Consider the following 15,868-nt stretch of genomic DNA (forward strand, 5'->3'; position numbering starts at 1 on the left):
TTTTTATTTATTTATCTTTTTTACTGCGTCTTTAAAATCATTAAATTTTATTGTAATTATAGTTCCACCAGAGTTATAAAACCCGATTGTCCTTTTGGTTTCCACCGTTCCACTACCACCTATTTGACCAGCAGGTGGAGGAGTAACAGTTTGTGTATATCCCAGAACAATATTAGGTCTAGTATCTGAGCCCGACATGTCTGCCTGGGATGGATTAGGCGTACCCACATTGACAATATTTCCATTCTGATCTTTTTCCAGAGGATGGGTGTGAGCATCATAATTAAATAAATCTCCTTGAGCCACCAGATCTTTCCTTGCATCCATTATCTCTTTATTCTCAACTTTTCCCTCTGATCCTTCCACTGTCTTTGATATTTTGCCCTCATTACCTACTGCAAAGTAATGCTCTTTTCCATTTCCCTCTGTTTTGGTATAAGCATCTTCCATTTTATCCGTTAGCGAGGCTCCTGGATTCTTTAACGTGTGGCCGTTGTCAATTGCTGTATTCACATCTGCTTCTTTCTTACTAAACGTCAGAAGCATTACTTTATCAGTTTTACCATCATCAACATGCTTTACCATTTTGCCATTAAGGTTATAGTAATCTGTAAATGGTGCCATTCCATCAGGATCTATGAATCTAATAGGATTATCAAAGGCATAATTATATGGTGACCATCTCCTCATTTTCTCCGCAAGAGGGTCAACAGTATGCCACCTCCCTATCTGCGCATCATACATCCTCGCTCCATAATCATACCACTCCAGACCGCTACCATCATTGAACTCTTTACTCTGCAACTCCTTGCCATTATACTTCAACCTATTTTCAGGATAGTTACTTCCTTTCAGCGCATTTGAACTTATTCCACTCATGGTGAGTCCAAACGGATAGTAGTGCGTTTCCTCCAATACCGGGCCGCTGGCCTGCGTTACCACCAGGTTGTCAAAGTACACGGGCTGCACACTTTCGTTGCTGGTGTATACATACAGGAAGCCGCTTTTCTTGATCGGCATCTTATCCTGCGCCAGTGTTTGCAGCTGATCAGGTTCGCCTTGTACCTGTTTTACCCCGCTGTTCTCATCTACTAATTTAAACTGATCGTCGAACAAAACGAAATTTAGATAGGCTTTCGGTTTGTCATTGCGGTTTTGATTCGGGTCCTTTTCTTTCAGGTGACGATAGTCGTTGTTGTAGAAGTTGTTATTGAAAGGTGTGGTGTTATCCAAAGCTGCACCGTGCGTATTGCTGGAAGAACCGTTGCCACCGAAGGCCTGAATCAGGTCTGCCAGCATGTTTTCCGGGTTGGCATCGGACTTTTTGTTCGGGCCCTGCGATTTGTAGAAGGCCTTAGCGCCGATCTGGATCGTATCGCCGGCCATGACGCGCAGCACAATGGATGGGCCGATCTTTTTGCCACCACTTTCTGCATTCAGTTTGGCAACAGATTCATTCTTACCGGTGCTTTCATCTGCGGGATAGCCTGCTGGCTTGGCGGCACGGGTATTGTCGATGTTGCTGAACAAGGCGGTTTCAGTGGCGGCCATCGGGGCTTCCATGGTAGCGGCGTAGATGCTTACGTCATTTTTCTCTGTGAGCACCAGGCGGGTATTGCCCAGGTGGTCTTTGACAAAATAATCGTAGATATACATGGGTGATTGGTTGGTTTTATATACCAGCCGCACACGGCCTTCTTCATGGGAAGCAAATTGCAAGGTATCATTTTGATACACGAAACCGCTGATATAGTCCGTGGTGGTCACTTTTGAGGCGCCGCCGGTGTTGTCAGTGACGATCTTTTTCAGTTTGTTACCCGCTGCATCGTATTGATAACTGATCGTGCCTTTGTTGGTGATCGTGATGTCTGTAGGCAGGTTCAGGTGGTTGTAGACGATAGAGGCGATGCCTTTGTTCAGGTCTTGTTTCAGGTTGCCCATAGCGTCGTAGTCGTAGTCATCGCCGGTGTTGGCGCCGTTTTTGAAATCGCCGAGCGGCGTGGTAACAGCGCTGGAATCATACACAGCAGCCAGTTTGTTACTATTGGGGCGGTAAGTATAGGCGAGACGATCTATCTGTGATTTGGTCACGCCATCCATGCCCCACTGGCTCATCTTGTTAATATTACCATTGGCGTCATAGGTGATCCAGTCGGTGGAGAAATTGATGTTATCTTTGGTCCAGGCCGCGCCGGCAGCATTCTGCTGACTGAAATTAGCGCTCACCAGGCGGTTGGTGCTATCGTAGTTGTAGCCATAGGCCCGTGGTGTAGGGTCATTCCAGCCTTTCCAACGGATACCGGAAATGTTACCATTGAAAGTGCTATCCTTGAAACCATAATCGTAGTTCAGCTCCTGACCAAAGTGGGATGCGGTAGTGCTGCCATTGAGATAATCCTTGCTGATGCTGCGCAGCCAGCCACGGATATTGTATTCATAGGAAAGCTGCTCCAGTGGCGCACTCGTACCGTTGATTCCCAACTTCTTTGTTTTCAGCTGTCCCAGCTCATCGTAATCGTTGAGGGCAACTGTGCGTTCAAGACTGTCCTGATCATTGAGTTTTTTCTTGACGCTGAGCAGGCGGCCGGCATCGCTGTAGGCCATCGTGGTGAGCACCGTGGTTTGCGGGGTGGCGCCACTACGCGGATTCTTGTGGCGGTGATAAGTGCTTAACACCTTGCCGCTGAAATCATAACGCGTAGTGAGTATATCCTGGCCGCCGGAGGCGTTGTCGCTGATCACTTGTGACACACGGCCTTTGTCGTTGTAATAAGTGGTAGTGGTGAGCCAGGTGTTGGTATTTAAAATTCGTGTACGCGTCCCCGTTACCAGGCCTTTTGTCATGCTGCTATTGCTCACCGGTTCGTAGTAATCTCCGGTGGGGGCTGGTTTGGTAAAATCGGCGCTAACAGCCGCCTGTGCGCCGGAGAAATTATAATTATCGTAGAACGTATATGTAAGCGGTGTGAGCGATGATGCGGGAATATTAGGCAGCGGGTTGCTCACCGTTATATTCACTACATCCATGCTGGGGCTGGTATTGATCACCATATCCAGTTCAGCGCCGCTGTTGGAATCGAAGCCATTTTCTACGCTGATGCTGTTAGAAGCCTCATAGAGATTACGGTCATTGGTAGCTACTACCAGATCCGCCACACGTGGTACAGTATAACTGGTGGCGCCGGTAGTGCCGGATACCCCGTTCATCGTTGTTTGCAGCGCATCGCGGGAAGAGGAAGAGGCATATATCGCCGTTTCCACCGGCCGGTTCAGGTTATCGTAGAAAGTGACCAGCCACTGGTTCTTATTACTCAAGTTATTATCTCTGGTAAACACCAGTCTGTCGCGCAGATCATATACCATTTCCACGGGGCCGGCGCCGGGTACCTGTTTTACGATCATACGGTTACGGCCATCATAAGTATACTGGAAACACAATTCTGAGGCCACAGTATTTACATTCCAATTACTGGTGATCTTCTCTACCGCCAGTGGAGGGATCACAAAGCGGAGATTACCAAGATCATCATAGATATAGTAAGTACAAAGCCAACCCATATGGCCGGTTCCATTCACTCCGCTCAGCTGTACCTTCTTCAACACTACATGATTCTCTTTATCCTTGAACTCTATTACCTGGCCGCGGTTTTCATCCACGGTTACATTCTTGTACAACTGTCCTGCTGCATAAACGGCCGTGGTAGTTGGATAGCCACTCGCCGGCATCGTCCAGATGCGGACTGAATCCGTAACAGTGTTCACAAGATACTGTTGCGAAGCGCCGTGGCCATTGCCTTTGGCCCAGCTATTACCTGCTGCATAGGTACCCAGCACACGATTCAGCGGCGAGGCTTCAAATTCTACCTGGCTATAATAAATGCTCTCCCCTGCTGCACCGGGATTCAAACCGGCATTCTGATAAAATGTTTTTTGTGTATTAAAGGGATCTGTCTTGAACTTCCCGTCACTGGCGCCTTGCGCAGCATAAGGCAGGTACTTGAACTGCTCCCGGCCGAACTCGTCGTACACCATTGGCGTTACAATATCGTTACCGCTATTGCTCATCCCTTTAGCCACCGTTTGTAATGGCCGGCCCAGGCCATCAAAGTACTGGGTGTTCTGCTTTACTTCTTTAACAGTACGCGCAGCAGCCGTCACAGCGGCTGTATCAGACAAAGGCGCACTCGGCTCCCAGGTGCGTATATAGTTCACCGTAGTATTCGTATAGGCGCCGGGGGTAGTGGCTGGCGTAGCAGCACGACGCACAACGGAAGGGTCGGGGATATTTTGGGCATGCGATATTTTGGTACTCAAAATACTCGCCACACCTAATATATAAATATATTTTTTCAAGTTAGTGCTATTAAAATGGATAAAATTATTGTGTGACAGGGGCTTTGTATTCGTAACTTATTCTCTTGAGTATGTTTCCATCGAGGTCTCGCACAGTTACCAATCTACCTAATGCATCATACTCATAATAACTGATCTGTCCTTTGGCATCACATTGGCTGGTTACCCCGATTTCAGGTTCATAAGTATAGGTCACAGACTGCGCATTTGCGGGGTAAATTTTCACTTCATCAAGAAACCCACTACCAGCAAGAGATACACTATTCACGCCCGTAATCCGATGCTCGAAATAGTTCCACCCATTGAAACTTCTGCCTTTTACTGTGCTGGTTGTTCCCGCAATATTCAATGCGCTCGTGTTTTTGGTCCAGTAGGAAACTATATAGTTAGTACCTGTCTGCAATCCGGATCGCGTAACAGGACCGCCAGCCAAATCATAGTACCTTTTGCCAGTTATGGCTTTTGCGGCAGTATAGGTAGGGCCAGCATAAGACCAATAACCTTTTCCATCGGCCTCGAAGGAAGTATAAGCAATAGAAGAACTATCGGCATTCCTGAATTGTGCTATTGGATAATTGCCGGCATAGTCCCAGATAATGGATTGTGGAATATCATCTGTATTCAATACCAAGGTCATATTTCCCTTGGAAGGTTCATAAGCAGCAATAGTCCTCAATTTATAATCGACAGGTACTACTACATTTCTATCATGTGATAATGTATCTCTGGGATTCACATTTTCATACGCAAAAAGATTAACAGGTTGTCCATTTGAATTATACTTGTATACCTGTCCCTTCACTAGTTTACCAGCAACGGAGGTCTCCTGTTTAACAGGTACCTCTACGATATTTTTACCAACCAATGTATTAAAACCATAGCCTGTAATATCATTGTAGTCGCCAGGATACCATGTCCTGTCCTCTATGATTCCGCCTTTACTATTAATGGCTCGTGTATTTGATAGTGTATAATTGTTAGCCTTGTTATAATAGTTAGCTATAACATCTCGTATTTCAGCCTGCAGACTACCATCGACATTATAGGTATAGTATTTATTGACAGTCGAATCCAATGTATACCACTCTGTAGCGAATTGCCCTAAAGCGGAGCTATAGGTCTGATAGCTGGCATCCGGGCTGATCCTGATGTCATGATACTTAAAGTAGGTATCATGATTTCCATAGAACCAATAATTATTTGTCAGTATCCGATATGTATTATTACTAAGTTTTTCATACTCACGTTTTCGTTCCAAAATACCTGTACGCCAATCAGCTGCAACGTTTGCAGGGTAAGGATATTTGGTACTGGGTTCGACAAAGCCAAGGAAATCATAAGAGAACTCATATTCAGTCTTCATGTTGGCGTTATTTTCATCCCGGTATTCTGTAACATTTCTGTAAACGATACCTTGTCCATCATTGGCGAATAGCGGCAATGCATTTTGCGAAGCGCGTCTCAATACCGAAGGCATCGTTTCACCTGATATTCCACAATAAATATTAAACGCAAAAACTGGTATATTCTTCAGTAATCCGCTACTATTGCCCGGCTTCTCGAAGTCCTTATACTCGAATTGTTTTACCAATCGTCCACCGTAGCCATCTTCATTGATAACTTTCTTTACACGCAGCCCCCCCACGATAAGATTTTTGATATAATTTGAATCTAATTCCTGCCAATATACTTCCACCTGAAAATCCTGATCAGGTTTGTCCGAGTCAACGATTGTTTTGATTTGATACTTTCCAGGGGCTAGCGGGCCTTTGATTTGAGGGTGCTTAATCCATAAATAATATGAAGGATCTGTTATTCCTGTAATAGTGATTTTCAGCGGGCAACTGATAGTATTAAATGCATCGCAGCCCTTAGCCACGATGAGTCCTGAGGTGCCAGGAGCACTATTGCCTACTGTAAAGGTATCTATATATATATTCGATCCCGGCGGCTGCTGAAATTGATTGGCTTTATAAAAAAAATAAGCCCGATTTATTCTTCCGGAAAGTTGAAATCCATTCTTCAACAAGTTCATATTACTGCCATCCACAGTATTACTTTCATAAGTGAATGAAGAAGTCCCCCCGCCTGGATACTGTATTCGCGACAACGTTCCAGCCATTGCTTCAGGCAGACTCACCGTCCTATCAGCACCATCCAACCCTTGTGCTTCAAATGCGGGGATCATCTGACTATTACTTTTGCCGTTGTAGTATCCCCACAAATCCTGTGAAGCGGACAATCTATTGGGTAATGAAGGGCTCGTATTATATGTGAATATATGGGAGAGCTGAAGAGCATTATCAAGGCTCACCTCTCTCAATGATTTCAGGTAGAGCCGTCGCTTGACAATATTTGTTACATTCCCGACACCCGGGCACAGGATATCACTTGTTTCACTACTCACAAAGTAGTCGTAGTCGAAAACGAAATTTTTCACTCTGGTGTTTGCCGAGTTTATTACAACAATGCTATCCAGTTGTTTCCCTTCTCCCATTACATCAAGCCTGTTGGCAGCAGAACGGATAAAATTCACAGTAACGTTGTCGCTCACAATACTCCGGAGTATTGATTTAGAGGTCAATTGCTTATAATAAGAAGTAGTAACATTTCCGGTAACTGCCTGACATCTGCCTGCCTGAGCGAAGTCTTTCACTTCCGAACCCCGACCAAAATCAGTAGCCCGATACGTTTCATAGCTGTAACTAATAATGCGATTCTCAGGAGAAACAATATCCATCAACTGCCATGCACTAATGTGCGGTGCGGTATTATCGGGTTCGCCTAAAGAAATCCCACCCGGCGTACTTTTATTGGTAACGAAGTTATTCTGAACTACATCTGTTGCCTGTCTCAGATTATCTTTGGATATACCGAAATAATATTTCATTCCATTTGGCATTGTTAGTTGAAATGCCTTTATGCGATTGTTCGCATCCACCTGATAGTCTATTTTGATCCTTTGTAATGGCGTCAGGATGAATTTCTTTTCCTGTTGATCAAAATAAAAGCGGCCCGAGTAACCGGGTACAGAGAACATAAATACATCGGGCTCGATATCCAGTGTTCCTCGTGCATAATTCGTGTACATGATATCGTAATATTCCCGACTGGTATGGTCCAATCCAATAATATATTCAACTGTTTTGGGTGTATACATATATCCATATGGGTCAACATCGTCCGGCAACCCGCGTACAACACGATTGATGGAGCCTCCGCCACGCAAGTTCCATCCCAGCCCCGTCCAGGAAGCCGTTTCTTCCACTTTGATACCACTGGCATTATAACTCAATCCTACCGGCACTGATAACTTACCTTGCTGGAGCGTATACAAAGGAATATTGATTTCCGGAGTCCCGGTACTCAATCCCACCGGCATTTCTATATATTTCCCCATGGCAGAAGCTTCCGGCGTAGGCGGGAAAATGTTGGTAACATTAAATGGATTCTGATTTTGCGCATTTACAATGAAACACGAAAATAGTGCGAATAATAATAGTCTAAACTTCACAAGCACGGTTTAAAAGGGCTTTGAGCCCAGGGTTAAAAAAGTACAGATATATTTTCCGGTTATTAAAAATTATACCCCATCCTCAACTTCACAGGATCGGTCATAGGTACATGCTGATTGTACAGAAAATCAAAGAGCAGCATCACGCTCCCTTTCAGTTTGGAGTTGATCTTGTATTTTTTGCTGATGCCCAATAAGGCGCTGGATGTCCATTGCTGACCGGCGCCATTGGGTATAGAGGTATATTCGGGTTGATAGTTCTGTTCATAGCCGCCATTCATGAAAAAGGTGCCTTTCAGCTTCCAGTCTATAAATGAACGGATGCCGAGGCCCTGGCTTGTGAACTGTATGTGATCGAAGCCGGTGCCCATACCCAATTTGTAGGAAGCGCCGATGCCCAGGCTACCGTTTTTGTGAAAGCGGTAGGCTACCTGTCCGGCGAGGTCGCTGGTGCTGGGGAAGAACTTGGTGCTACGCTGGAACTGTATGTTGCTGCCGAATTCCAGGCGTTGCAGGAAGCTCTTGGTCTTCATTTCATTGGGCTTGAAGTTGGGCATTTCGCCGGCATTGTCGAGATCGGGGAATTTGCTTTTGAGCTCATCGAACTTGCTGCGGGCTTCTGCCATCTGCTGACTCACCGCTGCCGAAGCATTGGGGCCATTGCCGATCCTTTGCTGGATCAGCCTTTCCACTTGTGAACGGGTTTGCAGCCCTTCGAGGTTGGGCGTGGCGCCACCGCCGCCGCCTTGTATGTTGAACAGGCTGGCGAGGTAGGAATGTTTCTGCATAAAGTCGTTGAATGCAGGCACCTTGGTGATGGCCTCCATCACTTTCCGTTCGGCTTTCTTCTTGTCTTTAAAGATCTCTTTATATTCTTTCAGCTGTTGCGCATAGTAATAGGCTTCCTTGTTCATCTTTTGCAGATCCTTGGTGAAGCCAGTGTATTGCGACAGCTGCTCCTGTAACAGTTTCTTACGCTCACGGATATACGCTTTGATCTCTTCCGCCGCTTGCAATTTTTCTTTCAGCTGATCGATAGATTGCATGGAGCCATTGAGCTTGTCGCTAAGGCCTTTCGACTGATTCAGCAAGCCTTTGGAGTCTTTTAAAAATGCCAGCGAATTTTGCAGGGAATCCAGGTACATATTACCGGCCAGCATGTTAGCGCCGGGCACCTTACCCAGTTTACCACGCAACCGTTGTTTCAGGTTAGCCAGTGAATCGGCAGAGCGGCTGAACAGGCGCCTGGCAGCTGAAGAGTCCATTCCCATCAGGCGGCGGCGCATGCGGTCTTCTTCCTTCATCATCCGGCTCAGGGCCTGCTGCGAACGTTTGGTGACCTGACTTTCCAGTCGGGAAGCCTTGCGGTTTACTTCAGAAAAATATTTATCGGGAACTTTTAATGCTTTATGCACGGTACTGTCCTGCGCGTACGTCACAGACAATTGAAGGATCAGGGTCAAAACAAATAGATACAGGAACTTCATAATTAAGTCGAAATGCTACACACTACAAAGAAAACAATATTAATCGAGGGCGATAATACAACTTTAATGTTACATTTTTTGAAATATTTTGATCCTGTCAAAATAGTTTAGAAAACCAGTTTGTCTTTGTTGAATTTTGAACTCCGAAAAGTATTTCCCAAGCATCAATATCCGTTGACTGCTACTTGCTACCAACAGGGAATCTTCTTTTTTTTCCGACAGCCATCATTAAATGAACTTACTCCCTGCTACAAAAACAGTCGTCAATGTTCCCCATGATATAAGCCACTCCTTCCACCCTTTCCCACGTGTGCATATCAGCCAGACGGCAAGAGAAATAAATGCCAGCTGAAAACAGACCAACCACTTCGACTGGATCAGCATCACTGTCCAAGCAAATCTCGCTGAATCTATAGGTGTTTTAAGATTTTCCAGAATTATCTACTAATGTGCCTGCCATGCTTACTATCACCATCTGGTACAGGAAGGCATAGACCCAGCCAAGCAATATCGCCACAATGCTGATCCGTCCTACTTCTTTCCGCGCTATTCTATTTTTTCTCATACCGCAAAAATCAAAAAAAGATCTCAAATAAAACTACTATTCTCTCCCCATAATCTTACCTTTATACCTCAACAAAAATTTCATGCTACTCACAAGAAAACTAGGTGCTACACTACTGGCATGGTGCCTGCCCATGCTGCTTTTCGCGCAATCAAAGAAGCCATCACTGCGCATCTCCCATCTCACGGGCAACTGCTACGTGTTCACGTCATGGAACATGTATCGATCAGAACCCGTACCGGCCAACGGCCTGTATGTGCTCACACCGAAAGGCGCTGTACTGCTCGACAGCCCCTGGGACACTACCGAATGCAAGCCGCTGCTGGACAGCATCTACGCCAGGCATCATCAAAAGGTGGTGCTGTGCATTGCCACACATTCCCATGGCGACCGTACCGGCGGATTCGGCATATTGCAAAGGGAAGGTATCGCTACCTGGTCATCACAGGAAACGTATGATACCTGCGTGGTGCATCATGAGCATACCGCCGCCTACCGGTTTCTGAAAGATACTACCTTTAATATCGGTGGATGCCGCATCCAGACCTACTATCCCGGCCCAGGCCATACGGCCGATAACATCGTGCTATGGCTACCGCAAAATAAAGTCCTGTATGGTGGATGTTTCGTAAAATGTACAGAAGATACCGGCCTCGGTTACATCGCGGAAGCCAATCTCGAAGCCTGGCCCGCCTCCATCCGCAACGTACAAAAACGTTTTCCGCATCCGGCATATGTGATCCCCGGCCACGGCAGCTGGGAAAATATCGCCTCGCTGGACCATACCTTCCAACTATTGAAAGAAAGAAAAAAGTAAGCACCTATGCGCGCCTGCTGGCTCCTGCTGTTAATCGTCTGCTGTTTTCATACAGCCACCGCCCAACTGGATTCCCTGTTCCGGCTTGTTCAGCCACGACCCTTCAATGGCGTGGTCCTCATCTCCCAAAATGGTAAAACCATTTATCAACTGGCCCATGGCGTACGTGGCGATAAAGACTCTCCGCCATTACAAATGGAGGATCAGTTCATCATCGCCTCCGTGAGCAAACAGTTCACCGCCGTGATGGTGCTGCAACTGGTAGATAAAGGCATGCTGCAACTGAACATCCCGGTAAAGCGCTACCTGCCCGATCTGCAATACCCCTGGGCCGATAGCGTCACCATTCATCAGTTGCTCAATCATACTTCAGGCCTTACCTCTCCCAATGGTATCGATCTCGACGCTGCGCTGGCATTTCCCGCTGGTTCCCGTTTTGCTTATGCGAATATCGACTACAGCCTCCTGGAAAAGATATTGGAGAAAGTAAGTGGCCAATCCTTCGAAACGCTGGCCAACAGCCTGTTTCAGCGCTATGGGTTAAAACATACCACCGCCTCGCTGCATGCCGCACACCTGGTGGCCGGTCACAAAGAAATGCCCGATGGCAGCCTGCACACCAACACAGGCCCCTACCGCATACCGCTGGCTCCCGCCGGCATCATCACCAATGCAGCCGACCTCGCGAAATGGAATGAACTGCTGCATGGCGGCCAACTCCTGTCCGACAGCAGCTACCGGCACATGACCACTAACGGTTCCGCCTACACGCACAGCGTATTTGGCAATAACCATTACAGTTATGGTATTATGAGCGATGAAAACGACGGCGCCACGGCCTTCTGGCATACCGGCTACATCGATGGCGGATTCATCTCCCTCAATCTCTACTACCCGGCTAAACACCTGAGCATCGTGATGCTGGAAAATGTAGCTTACAGTACCAGCAACTTTCCACGCGCTTTCTTCTTTGAAAAACAATGCCGCGAGCTGGCAAAAAAATATTGATCTTTATACACAAGCACCAAAATATGAGAACACCTGACACCACCCATAGCCGCAGGGACTTCCTGAGATCCGGCTCCATACTGGCCGCAGGCCTCGGCATCCTGCCACTGGCCGGCTTCTCAGCGCCAGCCGTGATGAGCGGCACTGCCGATAATATCAATTTCGTAGGCCCCAAACCCGGCTACAGCCCGCAGATAGGCACACTCGTATCCATGATGAACTGGATGCGCAATGTTGTACTGATGTCTGTACAAGGCATGCACCAGGAAGAACTCGACTTCCTCTTCGACGATAAAGCCAACACCATCGGCGCCATGCTGCTGCACCTGGCCGCCACCGAACGTTTCTACCAGATGCACTGCTTCGACGGACTGAAATGGGGCGCCTGGCCCGACGCCGAAAAAAAACGCTGGCATGCCGCCTCCGAACTGGGCGACGCCGGCCGCAAAGAGATCAAAGGCCACGACCTTAAATTCTACCTCGACACGCTCGATGAAGTACGCAACCATACCCTGGAGGAACTGAAGAAGAGAGACGACCAATGGCTGCTCGCCACCGACGATAAATGGTTCTGGGGCCCCACCAACAACTACTGCAAATTTTTCCACGTAGTAGAACACGAATCCAATCACAACGGCCAGATCAAATGGCTGCGAGGCCGCTACCCTGGCGCTAAGAAAGGGAACGAATCATAACATGCACCTCACGATCACCGGATATTCCACCGCGCTCTTTTCCACCTGGTATTTTGTGGAAGAAGCAGGCATCCTCTTCGATGCCGGCGATGGCCTGATCTCCGCATTGCTGCAAAAAAGCCGGAAGATCGATCATGTGTTCATCTCACATGCCGACAGAGACCATCTCACCGGCCTGCTGCAACTCAACCAGCTCAATGCGCGCGAAGGATATCCGGTGATCTGCTACCCGCGCGATAGCCGCTCCTTTCCAGCCCTGCAACAGTTCTCCGTCTTATTCGACCCACATGTATCAGGCGCTATCTGGAAACCCGTATCAGCAACGGATGAAATCTGGCTGCGCGACGACCTGCTGGTAAAACCTGTCCGCAACGGGCATGTGCCCGCAGCGGATCACATCACCCGCAGCCTCAGCTACCTGCTCATACAAACCCGCCAGAAAGTAATACCCGAACTCGCGCAACTACCACCGGAAGAACTGCGCCGCATCATCATGGAACGCGGCAAGGCGCACACCACCATGGAAGTACGTGATACCCTCCTCGCCTACTCCGGCGACACCCCCGTGGAAGACTGGCAACGCTTCGATGGCAGCGAAGTGCTCATCCACGAAGCCACCTTCCTTGGCGGAACAGAAAAGATCAAAGAGAAACCGCATGCCAACAAACACAGCACACTGGAAGAAGTGATGGAGATGGTCAGCCATATCCGGATCGGCAAGCTGATACTGGGGCACTTTTCATCAAGATACTCACTGGAACAGATCGACACCGCCATCCGGCAGTGCTGTCACAAATACGGCATCAGCATACCGGTGTACAGGATACCGCCCGGACTAACGGTAACGGATATACTGCACACCAGCCCTGTGAATGCTTCTTTATAAGGTTGACACCAGCGCTGCCAGCCGGTTGGAAATACCCACTTCATTATCATACCATGCTACCACTTTCGCAGTGTTACCGATGATCCTTGTGAGCAGACTGTCTACGATCGCGGAATGCGTATTGCCAAGAATATCGGAAGATACCAATGGCTCATCGGAATATTCCATGATGCCAAGCATATCGCCTTCGGCATGCGCTTTCAGCATAGCGTTGATTTCCGCTGCTGTAGGCGTTTTCCGGAGATTAACGGTCAGCTCGGCGATAGAACCGTCGATCACCGGCACACGGTAAGAGAAGCCATCCAGCTTGCCTTTGAGCTGCGGCAGCACATCGCCGATAGCTTTAGCTGCGCCGGTAGTAGTGGGGATGATGGATTGCGTAGCAGCACGGGCGCGGCGCAGGTCTTTGTGCGGACCATCCTGCAACATCTGGTCCATCGTGAAAGCATGGATGGTGGTCATGTAACCGGATTCAATACCGTATTCCTTATCCAGCAGGTGCAGCACCGGGGCAATGCAGTTGGTGGTACAGGAAGCGGAAGATAATATTTCATCTTCCGGGGAGATGATATGATTGTTCACGCCGTCCACAACGGTTTTCACGCCGCCGCTGGCCGGCGCAGTGATCAGCACTTTTTTGGCGCCAGCCTGGAGGTGCGCAGCCGCCTGCTCCCGCTGGGTAAAGCGGCCGGTGGATTCAATCACCGCATGCACGCCCAGCTCGCCCCAGGGCAGTTTCAGCGGGTCTCTTTCATTCAACAATAAAACCGGTTTGCCGTTGATGATAATATGACGGCCATCTTCCGTAACGACGCCCGGAAATTTTCCATGTGCCGTATCATGCTTGAAAAGATGTGTGAGGGTTTTGATATCGGCCAGGTCATTGATGGCTACTACTTCTACGCCCGGCTGCTGTTGCAGGACTCTCATCGTCATTCTTCCGATACGTCCGAATCCATTGATTGCGACTTTCATGATTATAATTTTTTTGGTAGATGATAGATCAGTTCAGGGCCAGCGAGGTGCGGAAACTATTCCGGTAGGTACTGGGCGACACTTCCAGGTGCCGTAAAAAGACGCGGCGCATCGACACGAGGCCGCCGAGGCCGCACTTCACCGCGATCTGTTCAATATTCAGGTCGCTGTTTTCAAGATAGTTGCGGGCCAGCTCCAGGCGCAGCTTTTCGATGAATTTTGCCGGTGTTAGACCGGTATCTTTCAAAAATACTCTTGCAAAATTGCGGGCGCTCATGTTCATGTAATCCGCCATCTGCTCCACGCGCAGGTCTTCATCGATATGGTCCATGATCCAGGGGCGCAGCTTACGCAACAGGTGACTGTTCAGCTCATAGTCGGGCAGCAGCGCACCAAACTGCGACTGGTTACCTGGGCGTTTGAGATGCACCACCATCTTGCGCGCCACGCGCAGGGCCAGTTCGCGGCCGAGGTCTTCTTCCACCATCGCCAGCGCCAGGTCAATGCCGGAAGTAACGCCGCCGGAAGTATAGATGTTACCGTCTTTGATAAAGAAAGGAGTGGTATCTACCTGGATATCGGGATACATGCTTTGCAGCTGCTCATAGCGCTCCCAGTGCGTTGTGGCGCGCTTGTTATGCAGCAGCCCCGCTTTTGCCAACACAAAAGTGCTGACGCACACCGAACCGATCCTGCGTATCTGCGGCGCCCGGCGTTGTAGCCATTGATAAAATTTCTTATAGTCTTCACTTTCTTCCGGCAGGTTGTAGCCGATGATGATGAGCGTATCGATCTTTTTCCTGATCTCATGTACAGAGGCCGGCGTGAGCAGGTCAATACCGGAATTGGTATGCACCTGTCTGGACACGGTGGCCGCTGCAATCATCACTTCATATTCCTCGTTATTGCTGTAGGTCGCCGCCAGGCCGAATACGTCGGAAGGCCCTGCCAGCGTGAGCAAACGGGTACCGGGCAGCGAAACGATTACAATTAGTTTTTTGTTATCAGCCATACCCAAAAGTACCACATCCGGCACTTGTCTGCAATGACAAAAATTAAACAGATACTGCCATATTTGTTTTATTTACCATATTTATTTTCCAAGTGCGAAATGATACCACAAAGATAGCATGAGAGGCAACATACGCGGGGTTCGTCTTATTTAATTCTCACCATACAAATCATCTCCTCTCCACTTCGATACCACGACAGCAAGGGCGCGGCGCTATCTATGCGCGGATCCTCTTCCAATACATCAAATGCTTCATCAATCTTTTCCAGATGGCACATCCATGCTGTGATGGTGGCTGTAATATATTTGCCACCGGCGATGGTATAGCTTTCGCAGCCATAGGCCTCCGCTTCGCCATCATACAGCGCGGATACGGCCACTTTAAACAAGGGGCCATTATCTTCACGGAACAGCAGCCCGAAAAGGGAACGCCCTTCAAAGCCTTGCAGGCGGAGCTCCAATGCATCAAAGGCTTCGGCCACGCCAGCAGGGTAAGTGGCAACTGTAAGGCAGCATACGGCTACCGGTTGTTCAAGCGTATATGTTTCCATGATTG

The 15,868-nt window shown here is 48.2% G+C and carries 11 protein-coding genes; 4 read left to right on the forward strand and 7 right to left on the reverse strand.

Annotation, left to right across the window (positions count from 1 at the left end):
- Positions 1-3 precede the first annotated feature (3 nt).
- From FPG75_RS19515 to FPG75_RS26055, 4 genes are all read right to left on the reverse strand, one after another.
- The gene (locus tag FPG75_RS19515) at positions 4-4,353 is read right to left on the reverse strand and encodes a DUF6443 domain-containing protein (RefSeq protein ID WP_201747989.1); all 4,350 of its coding nucleotides are present in this window, start codon (positions 4,351-4,353) and stop codon (positions 4-6) included.
- A gap of 25 nt (positions 4,354-4,378) precedes the next feature.
- The gene (locus tag FPG75_RS19520) at positions 4,379-7,867 is read right to left on the reverse strand and encodes an RHS repeat domain-containing protein (protein WP_143309016.1); all 3,489 of its coding nucleotides are present in this window, start codon (positions 7,865-7,867) and stop codon (positions 4,379-4,381) included.
- Between the two features lie 62 nt (positions 7,868-7,929).
- Complete coding sequence (locus tag FPG75_RS19525) at positions 7,930-9,330, reverse strand: apolipoprotein A1/A4/E family protein (protein ID WP_236652843.1); 1,401 nt, start codon at positions 9,328-9,330, stop codon at positions 7,930-7,932.
- Positions 9,331-9,775: 445 nt separating this feature from the next.
- Positions 9,776-9,919 (reverse strand): hypothetical protein, encoded by a 144-nt coding sequence (locus tag FPG75_RS26055; protein WP_161596852.1) that lies wholly within the window; start codon positions 9,917-9,919, stop codon positions 9,776-9,778.
- 82 nt (positions 9,920-10,001) lie between these two features.
- Here FPG75_RS26055 and bla point away from each other — a divergent pair, with 82 nt between their 5' ends.
- From bla to FPG75_RS19545, 4 genes are read left to right on the forward strand one after another with little or no spacing between them, the layout of a single operon-like run.
- Positions 10,002-10,736, forward strand: coding sequence for a subclass B1 metallo-beta-lactamase (gene bla / locus FPG75_RS19530; RefSeq protein WP_143309020.1), 735 nt, complete (start codon positions 10,002-10,004; stop codon positions 10,734-10,736).
- Between the two features lie 6 nt (positions 10,737-10,742).
- Complete coding sequence (locus FPG75_RS19535; RefSeq protein WP_143309022.1) at positions 10,743-11,744, forward strand: serine hydrolase domain-containing protein; 1,002 nt, start codon at positions 10,743-10,745, stop codon at positions 11,742-11,744.
- A 23-nt stretch (positions 11,745-11,767) separates the two neighbouring features.
- Positions 11,768-12,439: a DinB family protein gene (locus FPG75_RS19540; RefSeq protein WP_143309024.1), complete on the forward strand. Its 672-nt coding sequence runs from the start codon at positions 11,768-11,770 to the stop codon at positions 12,437-12,439.
- 1 nt (position 12,440) lies between these two features.
- The gene (locus FPG75_RS19545) at positions 12,441-13,325 is read left to right on the forward strand and encodes an MBL fold metallo-hydrolase (RefSeq protein ID WP_143309025.1); all 885 of its coding nucleotides are present in this window, start codon (positions 12,441-12,443) and stop codon (positions 13,323-13,325) included.
- On the opposite strand, the gene gap is transcribed toward FPG75_RS19545, so the two are convergent.
- The 3 genes from gap to FPG75_RS19560 all read right to left on the reverse strand — a co-directional run bounded on the left by gap (position 13,320) and on the right by FPG75_RS19560 (position 15,863).
- Entirely contained in the window at positions 13,320-14,300 is a 981-nt protein-coding gene (gene gap, locus FPG75_RS19550; protein WP_143309027.1) for a type I glyceraldehyde-3-phosphate dehydrogenase, read from the reverse strand. The two genes, FPG75_RS19545 and gap, sit on opposite strands and share 6 nt — an antisense overlap.
- Before the next feature lie 28 nt (positions 14,301-14,328).
- Positions 14,329-15,312: a GlxA family transcriptional regulator gene (locus FPG75_RS19555; protein ID WP_143309029.1), complete on the reverse strand. Its 984-nt coding sequence runs from the start codon at positions 15,310-15,312 to the stop codon at positions 14,329-14,331.
- A gap of 146 nt (positions 15,313-15,458) precedes the next feature.
- Positions 15,459-15,863, reverse strand: coding sequence for a hypothetical protein (locus FPG75_RS19560; RefSeq protein ID WP_143309031.1), 405 nt, complete (start codon positions 15,861-15,863; stop codon positions 15,459-15,461).
- Between the last annotated feature and the right edge of the window lie 5 nt (positions 15,864-15,868).

The organism is Chitinophaga vietnamensis (assembly GCF_902167635.1).
Lineage (GTDB): Bacteria > Bacteroidota > Bacteroidia > Chitinophagales > Chitinophagaceae > Chitinophaga > Chitinophaga vietnamensis.